The following is a 22,697-nucleotide window of genomic DNA, read 5'->3' as shown; positions in this document are numbered from 1 at the left end:
AAATGTCAAGTTAAAGTAAATTTAGCTTGACATTTCTTATTTAAAATATTAAAGGTGTTAAGAGTAAAAGGCTTTATTTAGTAACTAAATTAGTGAATATTATTAGCTGAGTTTACTTGTTCTATCCAAGAAGCACCAGATGGAGCCGGCTGTTTATTTTCAGGAAGATGCTTTTGGCAAACTCTCAAAAGTGTTAAGAAGTCATATCTTAAAGATACGCGGCCTCCACCCCAATGCTTAGAAAGTACATCATAGGCTTTTTTAACATCAGCTTTCATAACATTCCAATCAGCATCAGTTGGGACATTTCTACCATAATATAGTCTTAATTCTTTAAAGTAGTTTTCCATGTCAGCCCAAGTTATATCAGCATCATAGAAGTTTTCAGTTTCTGAATCCATAGCTTTAATAACATTTTGGATATTTTCAATATGATTAGCAAACCCAGAAAGATTAAATTCCTTATTTATATCAGGGGAATTAATAAGTTTATCTCTATGTTCCGTAAATAATTTTCTTTGAAGTAATCCATAAACACCCCTATTATAAGCATTATCTACTAAAACAAATTCTGCCCAAGGATCTTTAGCTTTTTTTAATGCGCCGCTAAAATCATTATTTGGAATAGCATATAAAAATTCTCTTGTCATAGTAAGGCTCATGTAAGAAGACATAGCAGCATGAACATAAGATGGATCATCTGGTTCTCCAGTTTTTAAAGTAACATAATTTTCATGTTCTGCTGAATCTGCAAAATAATCAGGATATTGTTTTTTTATTTCGTTAAAGTTGCCTTTTTCTTGTTGGAAAGGGCCATCAGGATGCTTTTTTTGAATTGGCCATGACCATTTTTCACCATCCACAGTAACAATATTTTCTGTGTACCCAGATTCTAAAGGTGCTAGACCGCAAGTAAAGTTCTCTTTTATTGATAAACCAATCATAAAATTCGGATTTAATCCAAAGTATTCAGTACCTGTTCCAATTCCCATAGCTAAGTATTTAGAAGGCATCCAAATTCTTAAACCATTTACACCATTTATAGGAACGGGCATTTTTTTTGGCATAGGTATTATAAGTTGAGTACTTGATGCAGGATTATTATACATAAGTTTATTGTCAGTATTCACCTTAATTTTAGGATTATAATAATCAGATTTATTAGCAATTAAATCTTTTTCATTTAAATCTGGCTTATTTTTAGTAAAGCTAGAAGGAAGAGAAGCAAAAGTAGGATAACTAATATCTCCTCTAATTAAGTTTGATTTAAAATTTGTAGGTGCTTTCGAAGAATGTTTTTTACCTTTGACTACAAATATTCTAGTAGTATTGTAAGGTAAAAGTCTTTCGTCTTGTTTTACATTGATTATTACATTTTTACCATTCTGCTTAAAAGAATCTGCATTAGAAACAGAAGTTATTTCATTATCAGTTTCAAAAGACATTCCCCATAAAGAAAAACTACTACCTTGCCATATATAATTTTTATTAGGATTTGAAACAAACACTGCCCATTCAAAGTTATTATTATCTTCATTTAAAACAGTATATCCTACAGCAGGTTGCCCACTAACGGATTCAGGCAAAGGAACATCTATAGGAGTATCATTTTTAGTTACCTCATGAACTACAGTATTTTTAGATTTTTTAACACCAGCTGCATTTATAAGTTCAGCAGTGTATTTATAGGTTCCATTACTTTTGTTAGTGAATTTTACTTCACCATGTTGAGCATTGGGTGAATTGTTTACAAGTTTAACTTCATGAACTAATTTACCATTTTCATAAAGTTTCCATACATCACCATTAGCGCCATACCACATATCCATTGAAATTGTGTAATTGGGAGAACCATCCCAGTTGTCTTTAGAAAGTTGGAAATCAGATGGAACACTAGTTGGAGTATCTAGAACTTTTGGATTTTTTTTGGAATTGTTCAATACATAAGAACTATTATTAGATTTTAAGTGGACTTTATTAATATCTATTTCTTCTTTATTTTTTTCTAGAGCACAAACAGGTGTAGATACACCTAATAATATAGCTGCTGAAAGAGCTAAAGCGTTTGCCTTATTAATAGTTTTAAATTTTTTATTCAAAAGTGTACACCTCCTTATATGTTAATTATATAGTAAATGTTTATTATATAATTATCAATATATAACAAAAATATAAAAAATATCATTTAATAACTAAAAATATATAAATTCAATAAATGTTACATTTAATAATTACTTAATTTTTTTAATATAACATTTCTCGCAATAGCCATAAAACTTCATTTCAAAGTCAGTAACTTTAAATAAACAACTTTTATTTATCTCAGTTTTAATAGTATTTATAAAATTATAGTGGTAATCTATAATTTTTTTACAATCAAGGCAAATAAGATGAGGATGATGTTTATTATAAGCTTTAAGATTTGTATCCTTATTTACAAATAATTTATAACGATTAACTCCATCTTCAAGTGAGAGATGGTCTAATAAATCTAGTTTTAGCAATATTTCAATAGTTCTATAAATAGTAGCTAGACCAATTGATGGGTAAGTTTCTTTAGCTAAATAATAAATTTCATTTACTGTTAAATGATCATTTTTATGATTTAAGAAAATTTTTATGATCATAATTCGTCTAGTTGTAAGCCTGATATTATTAGAGTTAAAAATATGTTTATAAAAATCTAATTCTTTTGACATATAAATTCTCCTTAAAGGTTAATGTTAAGTAATAAATAACTGGATATAAATTTGTGTATTATCTATTAATAATGATTTAATATTAATAGATAGATCCATAAAATATTTAATAATGATTGTCTGTATCGATTATATAAAAAATTAGTATATACTATCTACTCATATGAGGATTTAAAATAACGAAAAAAGGATCATTTATCTTATAAAAAAATTGTAAAAATGATTAAGATTATTTATTTTAAGTGAGGAGATAAATAGATAAAGGCATATTAAGAAACAAGTTTTTAATTATGAATTTATTTATAAATTATAGATTATTATTAAAAAACACAAAGAAACTAAAAAAACTTACAGTTTAACTCACTGTAAGTTTATATATTATATTTAAAGAGTTTATTAGTAACATTCAAAATAATCGATACAATTTAGGTCAACTCCAAAATAAACCCAACGCTGGCTATTCCATCTCCATCCTGAAGCGGATTTTGGACCAACGTAAGTTAGCCATGCCCAAAAACTATTTCCATTATCGAGCCATATATATACATATTTAAATACACATGGTCTTAATGCTCCTGGATCAACAGCATAGGTGCATACATCAGATTTATCTTTATTAATAAGATCTTCTGGAATAGAATCTGATGGAGGGGAAAGTGTAATATTAATTAAAGCATTTAATGTTTCATCTGTATGCTCAGCTTTATCAAGTAAATAATCCAGTTTTTCATTTATTAAATTTAGTTCTCTTGATAATATTCTATCTTCTGTAATCATAAGTTAGAACCCCTTTTATTAAATAATTAGTTGTACAATTAATTAAATTATTTTAAAGCTTGTCTAGTTTGTACTATAGTATATTATTTAAAATATATATTGGTTACAATTGCTTATGATTTTACTAAAGATGTTCATTTTATATAGAAGAAATTAAGATAGACAATAGATAGAAAATTGTATAATTTCTTATGATGGAGATTCTTAATAGTGATAAAGAAAATTTTAAAATTTATAAGCTTTTATATGAATTATTGGAAGTTATTTATTGACAAGATTAATATTTGGGTATAGCATGAATATTAATATTATATAGTTTTTTATTGAACTGGGACTAGATAGCTAGGGTTCCGCCTTAAGATTTTAAGGGTTTGTGACCGAGCGCTATAGCTCTTGTTTTGCAAGAGGCACCTATTGGAATAAAATGCCCGAGGGGGAAGGTTCAGCGGATTTTTTATGCGCTGAATTCTTATCTTCTCGGTTTTTTATATTTTAAGATAAAGGAGGAGATGTTATGGGACAAGCTAAAGAAATTTGTCCGGGAGTAGCTATTGTAATTTTTAATGATAAAAAACAGGTTTTGTTACAGAAAAGATCAGATGTTGGCCTTTGGGGTATACCTTCAGGTCATGTAGAAACAGGAGAAACAGTAACTAATGCTGCAATAAGGGAGGTGTTTGAAGAGACAGGATTACATGTAAAAGTAGCGCGTTTTATTGGAGTATATTCCGACCCCAAGTCTCAAATTTTTGAGTACCCAGATGGGAGAATAACTCATTTTGTAACTTGTTGTTTTGAAGCAAAAATAATAGGCGGAGAGATTTCCTGTGAGTCTTTGGAAACTTTAGACTTGAAATTTTTCCCTATAGATGAATTACCTATAGATATAGTAAAGATGCATCCTGATTGGTTAAAGGATGCATTGTCTAAAGGGGGCCCTTATATTCGATAAAATGTACAAAAGTATTTCTTAGGTTAGCTTGTCAATTTTAAAAAAATATATGAAAGCAAGTTGAATAAATTTATTTTTTATAAATTTTATACTTTTTCATAACTGGAAAAAGAAAGAATCTAGTGAAGATTTACTATTTAGAGTAATATCTTCACTAGATTTTTAGATTTGTTGAATTTTTTCAGTTTATATTAAAATAGCCTATCTTTTTATTTAAATTTCTACTTAATTAAATTAAATATTTATAATATTGTTCGATAAATAAATACAAGATACATAGTACAATTTATTTTAAGCAATAAATATAGTGTTTTTACTTTTTCTATCTTAAAGAAAAGATAACTAATATTCAGATTTAGAGCCAATTAAAAGAAGAGTAAGAATTCAACAGAAACTATTAAAAATAAAGGAGATAATTTGCATGAAAACTTGATATATGTATTTATAATAAAATTAATTAAATAATGATAAAAACTAAAGAAATGATACAAAAGTTAAAAAATGAAGATAGTATTGATGTTTCTATGAACTTAAATTTTAACAATTTGTTAAGGAGATGATGAACCATGTTTAAGAATATAAAAAAGAAAGTAAAAACACAACTAATTTCTGCTTTTTTAATAGTAGCTGTACTTATTGTTATAGTAGGAGCAGTAGGTGGAGTAGCCCTTAAAAATGTAGCTAGATATGGTGAAAAAATGTATAGCATTAATCTTCAATCTGTTTATATGATTACAGATATGAATCAAAATTTGACAGAAATTAAAAGCGATATGCTACAGTTAATATATGAAAAAGATAAATCTAAGAAGGCTGAATTGGTAAAGAATATTCAGAAAAATAAAGATGAAAATAGCAAATATCTTTCTGAGTATGAAAAATTACCAAAGACAGAAGAGGAAAAGAAAATATTTGAAGTTTTTAAAGAGCAATTAAGTCAATATAGAACACTAAGAGAAGATGTTATAAAATTAGTAGAAGATAATAATTATGCTCAAGCAGAAAAGCAATATAAAGAAATACCAAAAGTTAGAGATGCTATGTTTGAGAGTATAAGTAAAATAACTGAAATAAATTTAAACTCAGCTGAATCAGCAAATAATGATATTAATTCTATATATACTAAATCTAATATGATTATTGTTATTTTAAGTATAGTTGGTCTTGCAATGGCAATTTTAATAGGACTATTTATTGCAAGAAATATAGCAAAACCTCTTAATAAGATAAAAGATTTAGCAGAGAGATTAGCCAATTATGATTTTTCAACTTCAATTGCAATTACAAGAGGAGATGAATTTGGACAAACAGCTACAGCTTTAAATACTGCACAAGAAAATGTAAATGGATTAGTTAAGATAATTATGGAAAATTCACAGGACATAAGTGCTTCTTCCGAAGAACTTTCAGCTACTGTAGAGGAATTATCATCAAAAGTGGAAACTATAGATACTGCAATAAATAATATTGCAGGAAGTATGCAGGAGTCTAGTGCTGCATCGGAAGAAATTAGCGCATCTGTTGAAGAAGTAGATTCAAGTGCCAATGAATTATCACAAAAAGCTATGGAAGGAAGTGATAATTCAAATCAATTTAAAGAAAGAGCCACAGAAGTTAAAAAGAATAGCCAAAAAGCTATAGACGAATCACGAAGAATACACTTAGAAAAGAAGAGTAATATGGAAAGGGCTGTTGAAGAAGGTAGAGTCGTTGATAGTATCAAGGTTATGGCAGACACTATAGCAAGTATTTCAGAGCAGACTAATTTACTTGCGCTAAATGCAGCAATAGAAGCAGCAAGAGCAGGAGAACAGGGAAAAGGTTTTGCAGTAGTTGCTGAAGAAGTAAGAAAGCTTGCTGAACAGTCAAAAGATGCTGTACTAAGCATTCAAGAAACTATAGTTAGAGTACAAGGGGCATTTAAGAGTAGTATTGATACAGGTAGTGACATATTGGAATTTATAAACACACAAGTAATGGAACAATTTGATGCTTATGGAGAGACAGGCAGTCAATATTATGAGGATTCTGATTTTGTAAGTAAAATGTCCGAGGAAATTGCAGCTATGTCTGAAGAAGTTACAGCAACATTAGGACAAGTAAGTGGAGCAGTGCAGAATATGGCAATATCTGCTCAAAGGTCTAATGAGGAAGCAGATATAATAAAAGATAGTATGAATGAAACAACTAAAGCTATAGAACAAGTAGCAGAAACCGCTCAAAGTCAAGCAGAACTTGCCCAAAATTTAAATGAAATGGTTCATAAGTTTAAAATATAAATTTAAAAATCTTCCAACCATAATAAAAAGACTATGAGGAATTTTAATTAATAACCTCATAGTCTTTATGCGTAAAATTAGGGATTTATAATATTTAGACTAAGGAGTATTTATTTAAAATAAAACATATATAGTATTAATTTAGCTAGTGCAAGCTAATAGTGTTAAGAAAAACATATTAACATCTTCAAGTATATTCCAATAAAGTATAATAATACATTGATTTAAATGATTACATGCCTTAAATTGAATTGAAATACAATTTTTAACATTTAGCCAAGAGTGTTATAATAAAACATGCAATCAAGAGGGGCCCTAATTGATAAATTGTAAATATAATCAATGAGTATTAAAATATATAAAACATACTTAGAATTAGGGGGAAATAAAATGAAAAAAATAATAACTTTTATTATGGCAACAGCATTAGCATTTGGTATGTTCATAGCGCCCAAGCAAGTTTTGGCTGCAGAAAATCATGAAATGGTAGCATATAGAATTTATATGCCTGTTAATTATAGTAAAGTAGATACATCTCAAATAAAAAAAGCAACATTACACTATGGTGTAAATGGATGGAAAGATGTTAAAGATGTTCAATTAAACAGAAGTATAGTAGATTATTATATGGGAAAAACCTTTGAAAGTTTTTATACAACTATTTATGTAGAAAAAGGTTCAAAAATAGATTATTGCTTTAAACAAGAGTTTTATAATGAGGGAACAACATGGGATAATAATAATAACAAAGACTATCATATAGCTGTAATAGAAAGTAACGTTAAATAATTTAATGTAAATAGACTGTTTTATTTATTATCATATATTAATCTTATTATAATTGGCTTTACCAATTGAATAATTTAATGAAGATATAAATGAAGAAGTATTTATTAAAATTAAATATAGATAATATAAGCTTAGTTTGTATAAACTAAGCTTATATTAACAAAAAAATTATTTTAAATGTAGGTGAAAAAATGAGAGTATTTTATGCGGTTACATTTCAGGAAGAAACAAAAGAAAAATTGATAGAATATAAAAATTTAGTTTCTAATAATTCAGTTAAAGGTAGATTCACAAATAAAAATAATTTCCACTTAACCCTAGAGTTTATAGGTGAAGTTGATGAAAAAGAGCTGTCTTTACTAACTAATATATTATATAAGTTGCAGAATCCACCTAAGGAACTTATTACTTCACATATTGGTTCATTTAAAAGGAGAGATAAAGATATAATTTGGCTTGGAATTGAAGAAAATAAAGAACTTATAACATTACAAAGGAATTTAAGAAATTTATTAATTAATAATGGATTTAAAATTGAGAATAGAAAATATAAGCCTCATATTACAATTGGTAGAGAAATAGTAACAAAATGTCCTATAGAGAAAAATATTTTTTCTCCTATAAAGATTCCAATAGCTTCAATAGCTCTTATGGAAAGTAAGAGATTCAATGGACAATTAGTTTATGAGCCATTAGAAGAAATAATAATATAAAGTCAGAAAACAAATTTATAATAAATATAATTTTATTATTATATTTAAAATATAATTAATTAATGATATAAATAAAAATCCTTATGAGCTGTTTTTCGAATAGTTTATAAGGATTTTTCTAGCTTATTTAATTAAATTTACAATAACCAAACTATATATTTAAAAAATAATACAAAAAAATTTCATAAGATTTAAGTGAAGTGCTTGATAGTAAAATAGGTAAGTAGTAGAATATACTTAACGTAGTTATATATTAACTTAGTTATATATTAATTAAAAGTATGAATTATTTGGAGGTGAATACTTTATGGATAGAAAAGAAAGCATTCATGTATTAGGAGCTAGAGAAAAAAATCTAAAAAATATTGATATTGAAATACCCAAGAAGAAAATCACTGTATTTACTGGGGTTTCTGGTTCAGGTAAATCATCTTTAGTTTTTGATACTATTGCTGCAGAATCACAAAGGCAGCTAAATGAAACTTATTCTAGCTTTATTAGGCATCGGCTACCACATTATGGACAACCAGATGTAGATTCAATTAAAAATTTATCTGTTGCTATTATAATAAATCAAAAAAGAATTGGTGGAAATTCAAGGTCAACCGTGGGGACTATTACAGATATAGCTTCATTATTAAGGCTTCTTTTTTCACGTATAGGAAAACCCTTTGTTGGATATTCTGATTCTTTATCTTTTAATAATCCTACCGGAATGTGTATGCATTGTGATGGGTTAGGAAAAGTTGATAGCATTAATATTGATAAATTATTAGACAAAAATAAATCTCTTAACGAAGGCGCTATTTTGTTTCCTAGCTTTAAGCCTGGTGGATGGAGATTAAAGAGATATATACATTCAGGATTATTTGATAATGATAAAAAAATAAAAGATTATAATGAAAAAGAATTAGATTTACTTTTAAATAAAACTGATATAAAAATTGAAACAGATGATCCAGAGTGGCCCAAGACATCTTTATACGAGGGTCTTATACCAAGAATTGAGAGAAGCTTTCTAAAAAAAGAAGGTGGAGAAAGGGATAAATATAAAAAAGAAATTAATAAAATTGTTACTAAAGAAATATGTCCTGTGTGTAAAGGTGCAAGATTAAATGAAAAAATATTATCTTGCAAAATTAATGGGAAAAATATTGCGGATTGTACAAAGATGCAAATAAATGATTTAATAATATTTATGAAAGAAATTAAAGAACAATCTGTTCAAACTGTATTAAAAGCCCTAATTAGTCGACTAGAGCATTTAGAGTACATAGGATTGGGATATTTAAGTTTAGACCGTGAAACTTCATCACTTTCTGGTGGTGAATCACAGAGAATTAAAATGGTTAAACAACTAGGAAGTAGTTTAACAGGACTTACTTATATTTTTGATGAACCTAGTATTGGATTACATCCACATGATATTGGTAGAATAAATAAATTATTAAAGATGTTAAGGGATAAAGGAAACACTGTTCTTATTGTTGAGCATGATCCTGATATAATAAAAATTGCAGACTATATTATTGATATGGGACCAAAAGCTGGTACAGAAGGTGGTAACATTGTTTATAAAGGAACTCCAGAAGGATTATTAAAATCTAATACTTTAACAGGTAAGGCTTTGCAGTATAAGCCACATATAAAACTTCATACAAGGAAAGCAAAGGAATGGTTGTCAATTAAAAATGCAAATTTACATAATCTAAAAAATATTAATGTAGATATTCCTAAAGGTGTTATGACTGTAGTAACAGGTGTAGCTGGTTCAGGTAAGAGTACTCTTATTAATGGATTGTTGCCCAAAATTTATCCAGAAACAATTTTTATAGATCAAGGAGCAATACATGCTTCAATACGTTCCAATATTGCCACTTATACAGGTATATTTGATTTTATAAGAAATTTATTTGCTAAAGAAAATAATGTTAAATCCTCTCTTTTTAGTTTTAACTCAGAAGGAGAATGTCCAGAATGCAAAGGGTTAGGTGTTACTTATACTGATTTAGCTTTTATGGATACTGTTATAAGTACATGTGAAGTTTGTGAAGGAAACAGATTTACAGATAAAGTATTAGATTTTAAATTTAGGGGGAAAAATATAAGCCAAGTTTTAAAAATGACTGTTGCTGAGGCAATTGACTTTTTTAAAGAAGATGAAATATATTTAGTGTTGAAAAAGTTAGCTGATGTAGGAATTGATTATATAACTTTAGGACAACCATTAAATACTTTATCAGGAGGAGAATTACAGAGATTAAAATTAGCTGCTCAATTAGATAGTAAAGGTAATATTTATGTATTGGATGAGCCTACAACAGGGCTTCACATATCTGATATAAAAAAGTTAGTAGCTATTATGAATAGGTTAGTTAATCAGGGGAGTACCTTAATTGTAATAGAGCATAATTTAGATGTAATGACTCAAGCTGATTGGATAATTGACCTTGGCCCAGAGGCTGGAGAAAATGGTGGAAGAATTATGTTTGAAGGGGAACCAAAAGATATAATTAACAATGAGAATTCAATTACGGGGAAATACTTAAAAAGATACATTCTTTAAAAGAAAGGGTGAAGATAATGCTTAGACAAGAATTAGAAGAAAATTATATGCCTTTCCAATGTATGATTATTAGCAGCATTAATCGATTTAATCTAGAAGGGGTGTCAACTGCTCAATACTATATATTAGATATATTAGATAAGCAAGGTTCAAAGACAACTAAAGAATTAGCTGAAATAAGAGGAATAACTCAACCGGGCATATCGAAATTAAATAAAAGACTTTTAGAGAAAGGATATATAAAGCAAGAACGACAAGAAACTGATCGTCGCTCTTATAATATTTTTATTACATCTGAAGGTAAAGAGTTTCTTGCAAGATCAGAAAAATTTGGTGAAGAAATAATGAATTTAATAGAAAAAACACTTAGCCAAGATGAATTAAGAATTTTCTCTACATTATGTAAAAAAATTACGGATTCCTATAAAGAAGAGTAATACTAAAATATAAATTGAATACAACAAAGAAAAATAATATCAAAATTTATAAAAAGATACATTTAAACCTTTAAAAATATATTTATATAAACTATATTTTATAATGTTGAGAAAATATTATATTTTTTAGTATAATTAAAAGGTCACAATATATTGATCTGTATTTAGTATAAGCTATAATAATAAGAATGTGTAATATTAGGTTATTATATATTCTTATTATTTTTTTACAACTTAACTACAAAATAGTTTATTTAAGCTATCTACAGTTCAATTTCTTCAGTTTATTTTCAGATCTATTATAAAACTCTAAAAAATATTTAGAATTAGATGTTTTTATTTCAAGTGTTGTTTAATTAAATCAATTATTTATAATGTTGTTCGATAAATAAATACCAATATTTTTTTAGATTTTATACACAAGTTAAGAAATAGCTTATAGAATATAATAATGTTAATAATGTATAATAATAAAGAAAAATAATTATATAGTCTAATTGTAATTGATTGTATAATTAAGTTTTAGAATTACATATGGAACCAAACAATATAAACTTTATAAGATATATACAAAACTAAAGAAGAGGTGTAATTATGTATTTTTTATTATTTATTTTTATTGCACTTACGGTGGGATTTTTTGCTATGCTTCGTAGGGAGCCAAGGACATTATGGATTGGTATAGTATTTCTTTTATGGGTCGGATCTATATTTGCATTTTTGGGTATTTTAGGTGAGACTTATGAAATAAAAATGCTGCTAACTTCTATAATAATTATTATAATAATTATTATGGTAGGATTTCCTTTATACCTTTTATCCTTTATATTTATACTTATTAAAAGTGGGTATAAACTTATAAAAAAAGAGGGTGCTCGTGTAACTAATTTTTTATCTTTATCCTTAGGAATATTTATTATATTATGGATTTGGTTTACACCAAATATTATACGAGGGGTTACAAATCCTATACTTACAGGAATTATAGGATTTATAACTTTCTTAATTAGTTATTTTTTTATGATGATGTTTATTTTTGCAATATCAGCAGCAATTAATACTTATATGCCAAAAAGAAAAAAATATGATTACATTATTGTTTTAGGTAGTGGTTTAATTGGTGATAGAGTTCCCCCTCTATTAGCTAGTCGAATAGACAAGGGGATTGAAATATACAAAAATCAGCTTGAAAAAGGTCATCCATCCAAAATTATATTTACAGGAGCTAAGGGTGCTGATGAGAAAATTTCAGAAGGGCTTGCCATGTGGAAATATGCAAAGGATAAGGAAATTCCAAATGAGCATATGATAATTGAGGATCAGGCAGTAAATACCTATGAGAATCTATCTAATTCAAAGAAACTTTTAGAAGAGGATTATGGCACAAGAGAAAAACAATATAGATGCATTGTAGTAACTAATAATTTTCATCTATTTCGTTCTTTAATATGGGCTAGAATAGTAGGGCTAGAATGTGATGGTGCAGGTTCTAAAACTAAACTATATTTCTCACTTAATGCACTTATTCGTGAATATATAGGAGTTATGTATATTTACAAAAAAATTAATATACTTATTATAAGTTTGGCATTTTTATTTAGTATCTTAATGACTATTATAGATTTTTATTTTGTTAGACCTTTCTTATAATAATTAAATTTTTTAGATATTATAATCATACTGTCAAATTAACTATTTTGGTAGTGTGATTTTTTTATCAGGATACAGTGTAATAAAAATTTACTGGGATAAAAATAAATTGTAAAGAAAAATATAACACCAAGTTTTTACAAAAAAGTATTGAAATATATTAGGTTTTATGATAGTATAATTTTAAAAATTAAATATTATAAAGCCCTTTAAATGATCCTGAGAGATTGTAAGGCATATAAGTAATAAGTCTATACAAATGTCTTGGCTAAGGGTCGAGACATTTTTTGTTTATATATAGATGAAAGGTGGAATTAGGGTGAATTTAAAGGCTGTAATAATGGATGAGGTAAAAATAAAAAGATCTATCACTAGAATCTCTCATGAAATAATAGAGAAAAATAAAGGTGGACAAGATATAGTATTGGTAGGAATAAAAAGAAGAGGAGTACCAATAGCTAAAAGAATTGCAGAGAATATAAAGAACTTTGAAGGTATAGATATTTCTGTAGGGATTTTAGATATATCCCTATATAGAGATGATTTATCTGAGTTATCACAGGATCCAATAGTTAAAAATAATAAATTAGATATAGATATTAAAGATAAAAAAATAATATTAGTAGATGATGTAATTTATACTGGAAGAACTGTAAGAGCAGCTATACAAGCAATATTTGATAATGGAAGACCAGGTAAAATTCAATTAGCTGTCTTAGTAGATAGGGGTCATAGGGAACTTCCAATAAGACCAGATTATGTTGGTAAAAATATACCTACTTCATTAAGCGAAGCTATTTTAGTAGAACTTAATGAAATAGATGGTAATGATTCAGTTAAAATCCTTGTACATCCTTTATATAGATAATATTAAAGGTTAATTGCAGAAAATTTTTATATTATATATAAATTTTGTACAGGGTTTTTATAAAGTTATTTTAAACTTAAAATTCAAGTTTAATTAACAATTATTATATTCATCTCGTTAAAAATTACAATATAATATTTAAATCAAGAGAAATGTTAATAATTGATAAAAAAGGTTAAATAATAGAATAAAGAAAATTAAACTGTGCTATTTTTGTAATGAACATTTTGGAGTTTTTAGAAATATATAGTGATTGTTAAAAAAATGACGAAATCTTGGGTAAAACTATGGTTAAATTTACCACATTGTGGCACAGAGGTTAAATTTGTCTTAAATAATGGAAATAGACCATTTCTAAGTTAGAAATGGTCTATTTTTTTTGTTAAACTATTGTTATAACTGCAATTAATCTTTAAATATTAAATATAAAGGAGGAAGAAGATTGGAAAATAAATTAGCTTATATGAAAGAAAGAGAAGAAGTGTTTACACCTCTTTTAGCTATTGAAGAGGCATCAAGATGTTTGTTGTGTCATGATGCACCCTGTACAAAGGCATGTCCAGCAGGTACAGACCCTGGGAAATTCATACGCTCATTGCGTTTCAGAAATTTTAAGGGGGCTGTAACTACAATTCGTGAAAATAATATACTAGGAGGAGTCTGTGCAAGAGTCTGCCCTACAGATAAATATTGTGAAGGAGCCTGTAGTAGGTGTGGTATAGATAAACCTATTCAAATAGGAAAACTTCAACGTTATTTAACAGATTATGAACAATCAATAGGGATAGAAGCTTTAGAGGCTATAAAGGCAACAAAAGAAAAAGTAGCTATTATAGGTTCAGGTCCAAGTGGACTTGCAGCAGCTGCTGAATTAGCTTTAGAAGGGTATAAGATTACTGTATTTGAAGCCAGAAATCAATTAGGTGGATGGTTAACTTATGGAATACCAGAAGATAGGCTTCCACAATCAGTTGTTGAAAATGAAATCGGATACATAAAAAATTTAGGTGTCCATTTTAGAACTAACTGTAAAGTTGGAAGAGATGTTAATATAGATGATCTTAGAAAAGAAGGTTTTGAAGCATTTTTAGTAGCAGTAGGGATGCAAAAGAGTAAAGATATAGAAATAAAAGGCAATGATTTAGAAGGAGTTATTGCTGGAACAGATTTTTTAGCAGAAGTTAAAACTTCTAAGGGAAAAGTTAAAGTTGGCAGTAAAGTTATAGTTATAGGCGGTGGAGATGTAGCTATGGATTGTGCTGTAACTGCTAAATTGTTAGGAGCAGAGGATGTGAAAATAGTTTATAGAAGAACTATAGAAAAAATGCCAGCTGATAGAAAAGAAATAGCTTATACTCAAGATTTAAATATACCAATATTTACAGGATTAAAACCAGCTGAAATAATTGGACAAGCTGGAAAAGTGGCTAGATTTAAAGCCACAGGAATGTTTGATGATTCAGAATTAAATCTTCCAGTAGATAGGATTATATTTGCTATTGGACAAGAAGCACAAGAAATAAAAGAATTAAAAGAAGCAGTAAAAGAAGTAGCTGCAACAAAGGAAGTAACAACAGTAGAATTTAATGAAAAGGGAACAATTGAAACTATAGATTATAGTACAAATATAGAAGGAATTTTTGCTTCAGGAGATATAATTGAAGGAGATAAAACTGTTGTAAATGCTGTAAAAGAAGGAAAAGAAGCGGCAAAGGCTATAGTAAAATATTTATTAGCTAAGAAAGAAGGTGTAAGATAATGAAAAGAAGAGATCTTTCCATAGAATTTTGTGGAGTAAAATGTGAAAATCCATTTTTCTTATCATCATCACCAGTAGGAAACTGTTATGAAATGTGTGCTAAAGCTTTAGAAACTGGTTGGGGAGGTATAGTATTTAAAACTATAGGTTTCTTTATTGCAAAGGAAGTTTCTCCACGTTTTACGAATTTAGAAAAAGAAGGAACTCCATTTTTAGGATTTAAAAATATGGAGCAAATAGCAGAACACTCACTAGAAGAAAATTTAGAAGCTATGAAAAAACTAAAACAAAATTATCCCAATAAAGTTTTAGTAGCTTCAATCATGGGACAAAATGAAAAAGAATGGGAAGAACTTGCAAGGCTTGTTACAGAAGTGGGAGCAGATATAATAGAATGTAATTTTTCATGTCCACAAATGACCAGTAGCGCTATGGGATCAGATGTGGGACAAAATCCACAGTTAGTTAAAAAATATTGTGAGGCAGTAAGAAGAGGAACTGATATTCCAATATTAGCTAAAATGACTCCAAATATAGGGGATATGAGTGTTCCAGCAATAGCTTCTATAGAAGGTGGAGCAACAGGTATAGCTACAATAAATACAATTAAATGTATTACAGGAGTAGATTTGGATAAATTTATAGGATATCCTATTGTAAACGGAAAGTCATCAATTTCAGGATATTCAGGAAAAGCAGTAAAACCAATAGCTTTAAGATTTATACAACAACTTGTTACAGATGAAAGACTTAAAGATATTCCAATAAGCGGCATCGGTGGAATAGAAACTTGGGAAGATGCTGCGGAATTTATATTATTAGGTTCAAGAAACTTACAAGTAACTACTGCTATAATGCAATATGGATATAGAATAGTAGAAGATATGATAGAAGGTCTTTCATATTATATGGAAGAAAAGGGATTTGAAAAATTAGAAGATATGGTGGGATTAGCAAATAAAAACATAATTCCAGCAGAGGATTTAGATAGAGGATATATTGTGTACCCAAAATTTAATGAAGAAAACTGTGTAGGATGTGGAAGATGCTATATATCTTGCTATGATGGTGGACATCAAGCAATCAAGTGGGATGTTGAAAATAGAAAACCTATATTAGAAAAAGAAAACTGTGTAGGATGTCATTTATGTGCTAATGTGTGTCCAGTACAGTGTATATCAAAAGGAGAAATAGAGTTTAAAAAGGATGAAATAGCTAGGAAGGTAATACTTTAATATAAATAAAATACACAAATGTAAAAACATAGGAACGTAAAAAAATACAGCCAGTACTTTGGAGGTATAACTAATATGAGTTTATTAATGTGTATTTCAATAAGTGTAGGAATTTTGTCTGGACTTTGGGGATGTTTAAGTTCCAATTTTGGACTAATAACTTGGGTAGGTTTTATAGGATGTACAAGTTATTATGCCGCCGGTGGTAAGTTACAAGGATTAAAAAAATCTGTTGTTACTAATATGACTGGAGTTTTATGGGCTATGTTAATTATTATAACATCTAGTTATTTAGGTTTTCCATTAGAAGGAGCTATAATGATAGGAATATTTTACTTTGTAATGTGTGCACAGGCAAGATTTCAATTGTTATCTTTTATACCTGGAACCTTTTGTGGAAGTTGTTCAACCTTTGGTGTTAATGGAAATTGGCAAGGAGTAATTATAGCTTTGCTTTGTGGAGCAATTTTAGGTTATACTTCTGAAATAGGGGGGATTTGGCTTCATAAATTAATAGGAAAAGAAGTACAAGGCAAAAATAAATCTTTAAGCAACTAGAAAAGAATATATAGTAATTAGCTAGAAAATTATTTAATTAAACATTAAGGAAATTTTAATTGTAGTAAATGGCATTAAATATCAACATGATATGAAAATTCAATAATTTTATAAAGAGATTAAAACCCACTAATCATAAGTGGGTTTTAATTTGTAATTCAGGTAGTTTAATATTATTTAAGCAAATATCTAGTATTTATTATAATAAAGAAAGATATGTTACTTTAAAAAATAGGTGAATTTTAAAATCCACTAGATTAAGAATTACTAAACTTTATTTATTCATAGGGTCTATTACGTATGTTTTTTATCTTTGCTATATTAAAATTAAGTCTATCCTTAATAGGATTTTTTATATTAAAATTTTTATGATGAATTCTATTTCAAAGTAAAAATAATGAATTAGAATAGATTAATATATATAATTAATGTAATCTTTAAAATACTTGTATTTAACTTTGGAGATTTTGATATAATTATATGTAAGCTAGATTAAATTTTAAGTTACATTTTAGAAAGGAATTAATAGCTATGGATAGGGTTATTATGCACGTTGATATGGATGCATTTTTTGCATCTGTAGAACAAATGGATAATAAAAAGCTTAAAGGTAAGCCTGTAATAGTAGGGGGAATAGGAGAAAGAGGAGTAGTTTCTACAGCATCTTATGAGGCAAGAAAATATGGTGTGCATTCTGCTATGCCTGTTTTTATGGCTAAGAAGAAATGTCCATTCGGTATATATATACCTGGAAGACATAATAGGTATAGAGAAGTTTCAAATAATATATTTAAAATATTATATAGAGTTACTCCTATCATTGAACCTGTATCTATAGATGAGGCATATTTAGATATTAGCCATATTAAAGAAGAACCTATTAAAGTAGCAAAATATATAAAAAATAGAGTTGAAAATGAAATAGGATTAACTCTATCTGTAGGAATTTCATATAATAAATTTTTAGCCAAACTTGCTTCTGATTGGAATAAACCAGATGGTATAAAAATAATAAATAAAGATATGATTCCAAGAATACTTATGCCGCTTCCTATAAATAAGATTCATGGAATAGGTAAAAAGTCAGTGGAAAAATTACACAATATAGGTGTTTTTACTGTGGCAGATATTCATAAGTTATCTAAGGATTTTTGTATAGAGTACTTTGGAAAATTTGGAGTAGAAATATATGACAGAATAAGAGGAATAGATTATAGAGAAGTAAAAGTCAGTAGAGAAAGAAAATCTATAGGTAAGGAGATAACCCTTAAAAAGGATATAATAAATAAAGAGGAAATGAAAAAATATCTTTTGGACTTTTCAAATAAAATATCTACTAATTTATATAAAAGAAATAGTGCCGGAAAAACTGTTACCGTAAAAATAAAAACTTCTAATTTTAAAACTCATACAAGGAGTAAAACAGTAAATGATTATACAAGGGATAAAGATGAAATTTATAGTATAGCCTGTGATATATTAGATAATATAAATTTTAAAGAACCTATAAGACTTATAGGTCTTACTGTATCAAATCTAGGAGAAAATAAAATTAAGCAACTAACCTTTAATATTTATTAAGTTAAATAAAGTTCCTTAAATATGATTAAAAATCAATATTAATTTTAAATTTATACGAAACTGTAAATAATTTATAAATAATACAAAACATATTATAAAGATAAATAGTTTTATACTCTATGGATAGGATATGAAGTAACCAGCCATAGAGTATAAAATTATTTTAAAGTCTTATTAATTTTATCAACATAATGTTTAACTTGTTTATCTTCTAATGGAGCTCCTTTGTACCAAGACTTTTTTAGTTTATCATTACTATTAAAATATTTAGCCTTCATTATAATTTCAGGTCTATATTCAAAATGTAGTGTATCAAAATGGTTCCATTTTCCGCCCCATATAAAATTATTTTTTTCAAAGGTCTCTACAATTTCTTTTGGATAGGAAGCTATTCTTTTTTCTCCTTCACTTTCAGTAGCCCATTTCCAATAATCTCTATTATCCCTTACTAAATCAATAGCAATTCCAAAAGCATGAGGACTTAAAAGATTTGTCCCTGCAATATGTCTATAGTTAAAGGTTCCATTAAGAGGGGATATATAAGAATTTAATTTGCTATTACTTTTTGAAATACTACTAAGTTCGTCTAAAGTATTTTTTAAGCTTTCTGCACCTTTACTGTTATTATTAAATTGAACTGTTCCATAAGCTGTATTAATGGTTTTTAAGTTTTTTTGAATTTTGCTAGAATTATTTCCATAAACATCTTCTAACAAAGAGTATACTCTAAATCTACCGGGATCAAAATCTTTATCCATTACTTTACCTGTTATATTCAAAGGATAAATTTGTTCCATCATATCCTGGATATCTGAATTATATATTTTTTCTTCAAAATTTTTTTCTTTTTTATCATCATAAAGAATCTTTTTGCCAGATTCCATTACTATATACACTTTATCATTTTCACATTCAATATCTTTTATATATTCACCATAAGCCATCATTAAACATAATATATCCTGTTTCATAATTACATTATATGACTCTTCATCTTTAGTATTACTTTTTATATTTGAAGCTTTAACTACATAAGTATTACTACAAAAAATAAAAAATAATATATTAAAAAAAATGATTTTTTTAAATAATTTTTTTATTTCAAATCACCTCTTTTTAAAAATGTACTCTAACTAACCAAAACTTTATTCCCTTATCATTCCAACCTAAATCCCAAGGAACTTTATTTCTATCTGTATTATGACAACTTACTAAAGAGTAACCTTTGGAGTCTGCTCCAGTTACTACAGATATATGAGTTATATCTCCTTTTTTTTCATAGGCTACAAAATCTCCAGGTAAAAGATTGTAAGAAGCTTTATATACTTTTTCATAATCTCCATGAGCAATTACAGAAGCTCTACCACTATGAATCATATAATCTTTAAATCCATCTGCATTTATCCAAGCTCTAGTAGCTCCCTTAGAATCGTAGTTCCAGGCAGAGTTTTTTCTAAATTTTCCTCCCTCAAATAAAATTTGAGATGCAAAATTTGCACAATCTCCTCCTTGAGGGTTATAATTTCTATATTTTTTATTATATTTATATCCATATTTTCCATTACTAGCAGTTCCACAATATTTATCCGCATATTCTATAGAATTTAATCTTCTTTCATCTAAATCAGAAAAGTCTTTGGAACTATTGCTTAATATATATTCCCTTATATCATCTGGTTTTTTTAGATTATTTATATTAAGAGAATCTGCAAAGGGATCTTTATACCATTCCTTTGTAATCACCCATTCATCTTCTTGTTTAGCGAGATTAACTAAATGATTTGTACCTATGGTAGAGGTATTTACTTTTTCAGGGTCATTTTCATAAATATATTTATACTCAGTAGAACATAATAAATTAATTGAATATTTATCCTTATTTTCTTTTATATTTCTAATAACAACCTTAGGTTTTATATCAATAAATTTAACCCCTTGCTTTTTTTCCCAGTTATGAAGATATTTTATCTTTTTTTTCTCATGTTCATAGGCCCATACACCATATTTAGTATCAGTGTCATAAATAGATTCAATAAATTCTAAGTCTCCTTTTAACAATGCTTTATTTCTATTTTCAAAAATATCATCTATTAATTTAGTAATTTCAGTATTATGAATATTATCATTAGCTTTATAAACTAAAACATTTTTCCATTGAAATAATGATATAAAAGAAATTGATAAAATTATTACTATAATAAAGTTAACTATAATTTTATTAGTTTTATTTCTTTGAAAAAATCCCATAATCTTTATCTCCTTTATCTGGTATTATAAAGCATTTTCCCAAGTTTATTTTATAATTTAAGTCTATAATATTATGGTTTAAAATCTATTAAAATAAACATTTTAATTTTTCATAATTATATAAAAAAAGGATTAATTTCAAAATTTATAAAAAATAAAATACAAAAAATACTATCTAAAAATTAAATACATTTTGAGATAGCATTTTATCTAGTAAATATATGGTTTAGCTTATGTAATTTAGTGTTTATATTTAAGAATAAGAAAGATATAATTATTATTTATAACATAACTTTATAGTAAACTTAGCACCTTTCCATTCACTTTCACTAGCTATTATTTGACCATTGTGTTTATGGGTAATAATATCATAGGCTAAGGATAATCCTAGACCGGTTCCTAGTCCAAAGGGTTTTGTTGTGAAAAAAGGTTCAAATAGCTTTGGTGCAATTTCATCAGAAAATCCCATACCATTATCGGATATTTCGCAAACTAAAAAATTGTCTTCACTATAGGTTTCTATTTTTAAGATATTAGTATTAATTTCTTTATTTCCACCTAAAAATTCTATTTTTTTATTCATTTCATAGATAGCATTTTTAAGTATATTCATAATAACTTGACTAATTTCTATTTTATTACATAGTATAGAAGGTAAGTTTTCTGAAAGATTTAAATGGATTTTATCAAAAATCATCATATCAAAACTTAATATATCTAATACATAATTTATTATTTCATTAAAATCTTCTTTACTTAAACCTATTGGCTTTGATAGTTCTTTGCTTTGACTAAGTTTAAACATTTCTTCTTGCTGAATAAGTTGAGCTTTTAAGCTGTGAATGTTTTTTTCATTTTTTATTAGCTCTTTAGCAGCATATTCAAGTTCTTTTTCATGGTCTAATCTTGCCAAAGCTCCAGAAAGCATTTCCGAAATTAGTTTTAATAAAAATTGAGTATCTTCATTCCAACTTTTATTTTGAAAGTTATTGTCTAATCCTACATATCCTACTAAATTATCTTTGTAGCATATAGGTAAAACAATAAGAGATTTTATTCCTTGTTCTGAAAGAATTTCTTTTTCTATCTCTGCAGTCATCTTTTCTACATTTTCAATAATAATAATTTTATTATTTTTTAATTCATTCATCCACCAAGGAAATAATGAAGTTTTTAAATCTTGAAGATTATTTTTTTCAGAGCTAATTCCTTTAGCGCACCATTCATAAACATTATCCATATACTCTAAATTATTTCTGAATAAAAATATGTAAGCTCTACAGGAATTCGTTTTTTTACCCAGTTCTTCTAAACATTCCTCAATTAAATATTCTTTACGCAAGTTAATATTTACAAGTTTAGATGAAATATTTGAAAGTATTTCTATGAAAATTTTAGATTTTTCACAACAGTCATCATTAGATTTCCACTTGATTTTCCTATTTTCTTTCATAGCTAAATTCTCCTTTATATTGATTTAAGATAATATATAGTAAATTTCTTTATTAGGTTTTTAAAGTTATTAATAAAGCATTTTATATTGTTAATAATTTTAAGAAAAACTATTTCTTTTAGATTGTTGAAAAT

18 protein-coding genes are annotated in these 22,697 nt (G+C 27.1%); 12 read left to right on the top strand and 6 right to left on the bottom strand.

Annotated features, from left to right (window positions below; translation table 11 throughout):
• Window positions 1-89: 89 nt before the first annotated feature.
• The 3 genes from ACYUEW_RS13645 to ACYUEW_RS13635 all read right to left on the bottom strand — a co-directional run bounded on the left by ACYUEW_RS13645 (window position 90) and on the right by ACYUEW_RS13635 (window position 3,476).
• On the bottom strand, window positions 90-2,099 hold the full coding sequence (locus ACYUEW_RS13645) for a chitinase N-terminal domain-containing protein (protein ID WP_045517386.1): 2,010 nt from the start codon (window positions 2,097-2,099) through the stop codon (window positions 90-92).
• Window positions 2,100-2,231: 132 nt separating this feature from the next.
• A complete protein-coding gene (locus tag ACYUEW_RS13640) occupies window positions 2,232-2,699 on the bottom strand; it encodes a Fur family transcriptional regulator (RefSeq protein WP_163201269.1) in 468 nt (155 codons plus the stop codon).
• A 396-nt stretch (window positions 2,700-3,095) separates the two neighbouring features.
• Window positions 3,096-3,476: a hypothetical protein gene (locus ACYUEW_RS13635; protein ID WP_460276930.1), complete on the bottom strand. Its 381-nt coding sequence runs from the start codon at window positions 3,474-3,476 to the stop codon at window positions 3,096-3,098.
• A gap of 514 nt (window positions 3,477-3,990) precedes the next feature.
• Between ACYUEW_RS13635 and ACYUEW_RS13630 the strand changes: the two genes are divergently transcribed.
• The 12 genes from ACYUEW_RS13630 to ACYUEW_RS13575 all read left to right on the top strand — a co-directional run bounded on the left by ACYUEW_RS13630 (window position 3,991) and on the right by ACYUEW_RS13575 (window position 18,863).
• The gene (locus ACYUEW_RS13630) at window positions 3,991-4,428 is read left to right on the top strand and encodes an NUDIX domain-containing protein (protein ID WP_460276929.1); all 438 of its coding nucleotides are present in this window, start codon (window positions 3,991-3,993) and stop codon (window positions 4,426-4,428) included.
• A 566-nt stretch (window positions 4,429-4,994) separates the two neighbouring features.
• On the top strand, window positions 4,995-6,707 hold the full coding sequence (locus tag ACYUEW_RS13625) for a methyl-accepting chemotaxis protein (RefSeq protein ID WP_163201270.1): 1,713 nt from the start codon (window positions 4,995-4,997) through the stop codon (window positions 6,705-6,707).
• Between the two features lie 390 nt (window positions 6,708-7,097).
• The gene (locus ACYUEW_RS13620) at window positions 7,098-7,496 is read left to right on the top strand and encodes a carbohydrate-binding protein (protein ID WP_163201271.1); all 399 of its coding nucleotides are present in this window, start codon (window positions 7,098-7,100) and stop codon (window positions 7,494-7,496) included.
• A 191-nt stretch (window positions 7,497-7,687) separates the two neighbouring features.
• Complete coding sequence (gene thpR / locus ACYUEW_RS13615; RefSeq protein ID WP_061325744.1) at window positions 7,688-8,209, top strand: RNA 2',3'-cyclic phosphodiesterase; 522 nt, start codon at window positions 7,688-7,690, stop codon at window positions 8,207-8,209.
• A 307-nt stretch (window positions 8,210-8,516) separates the two neighbouring features.
• Window positions 8,517-10,775, top strand: coding sequence for an ATP-binding cassette domain-containing protein (locus ACYUEW_RS13610; RefSeq protein ID WP_460276928.1), 2,259 nt, complete (start codon window positions 8,517-8,519; stop codon window positions 10,773-10,775).
• Window positions 10,776-10,792: 17 nt separating this feature from the next.
• Entirely contained in the window at window positions 10,793-11,212 is a 420-nt protein-coding gene (locus ACYUEW_RS13605) for a MarR family winged helix-turn-helix transcriptional regulator (RefSeq protein ID WP_003484196.1), read from the top strand.
• A 594-nt stretch (window positions 11,213-11,806) separates the two neighbouring features.
• Window positions 11,807-12,862, top strand: coding sequence for a YdcF family protein (locus tag ACYUEW_RS13600; RefSeq protein WP_460276927.1), 1,056 nt, complete (start codon window positions 11,807-11,809; stop codon window positions 12,860-12,862).
• Window positions 12,863-13,181: 319 nt separating this feature from the next.
• Window positions 13,182-13,730, top strand: coding sequence for a bifunctional pyr operon transcriptional regulator/uracil phosphoribosyltransferase PyrR (pyrR, locus tag ACYUEW_RS13595; protein ID WP_042384476.1), 549 nt, complete (start codon window positions 13,182-13,184; stop codon window positions 13,728-13,730).
• 442 nt (window positions 13,731-14,172) lie between these two features.
• A complete protein-coding gene (locus ACYUEW_RS13590; RefSeq protein WP_460276926.1) occupies window positions 14,173-15,489 on the top strand; it encodes an FAD-dependent oxidoreductase in 1,317 nt (438 codons plus the stop codon).
• Entirely contained in the window at window positions 15,489-16,724 is a 1,236-nt protein-coding gene (gene preA, locus ACYUEW_RS13585) for an NAD-dependent dihydropyrimidine dehydrogenase subunit PreA (RefSeq protein ID WP_460276925.1), read from the top strand. Before ACYUEW_RS13590 ends, preA begins: the two co-directional genes overlap by 1 nt.
• 75 nt (window positions 16,725-16,799) lie before the next feature.
• Window positions 16,800-17,282 (top strand): DUF1097 domain-containing protein, encoded by a 483-nt coding sequence (locus tag ACYUEW_RS13580; protein WP_460276924.1) that lies wholly within the window; start codon window positions 16,800-16,802, stop codon window positions 17,280-17,282.
• 531 nt (window positions 17,283-17,813) lie between these two features.
• Complete coding sequence (locus tag ACYUEW_RS13575) at window positions 17,814-18,863, top strand: DNA polymerase IV (RefSeq protein ID WP_460276923.1); 1,050 nt, start codon at window positions 17,814-17,816, stop codon at window positions 18,861-18,863.
• Window positions 18,864-19,021: 158 nt separating this feature from the next.
• Here the strand turns inward: ACYUEW_RS13575 and ACYUEW_RS13570 are convergent, their stop codons facing one another.
• The 3 genes from ACYUEW_RS13570 to ACYUEW_RS13560 all read right to left on the bottom strand — a co-directional run bounded on the left by ACYUEW_RS13570 (window position 19,022) and on the right by ACYUEW_RS13560 (window position 22,563).
• The gene (locus ACYUEW_RS13570; RefSeq protein WP_253290193.1) at window positions 19,022-19,810 is read right to left on the bottom strand and encodes a M15 family metallopeptidase; all 789 of its coding nucleotides are present in this window, start codon (window positions 19,808-19,810) and stop codon (window positions 19,022-19,024) included.
• 169 nt (window positions 19,811-19,979) lie between these two features.
• The gene (locus ACYUEW_RS13565) at window positions 19,980-21,110 is read right to left on the bottom strand and encodes an amidase domain-containing protein (protein ID WP_003484211.1); all 1,131 of its coding nucleotides are present in this window, start codon (window positions 21,108-21,110) and stop codon (window positions 19,980-19,982) included.
• 277 nt (window positions 21,111-21,387) lie between these two features.
• Entirely contained in the window at window positions 21,388-22,563 is a 1,176-nt protein-coding gene (locus ACYUEW_RS13560; RefSeq protein WP_085333679.1) for a GAF domain-containing sensor histidine kinase, read from the bottom strand.
• Between the last annotated feature and the right edge of the window lie 134 nt (window positions 22,564-22,697).

It is taken from the genome of Clostridium sp. CTA-1 (genome assembly GCF_054768215.1).
The sequence above is the reverse complement of the archived record's forward strand: the minus strand, read 5'-3'. Positions and strand labels throughout refer to the sequence as shown.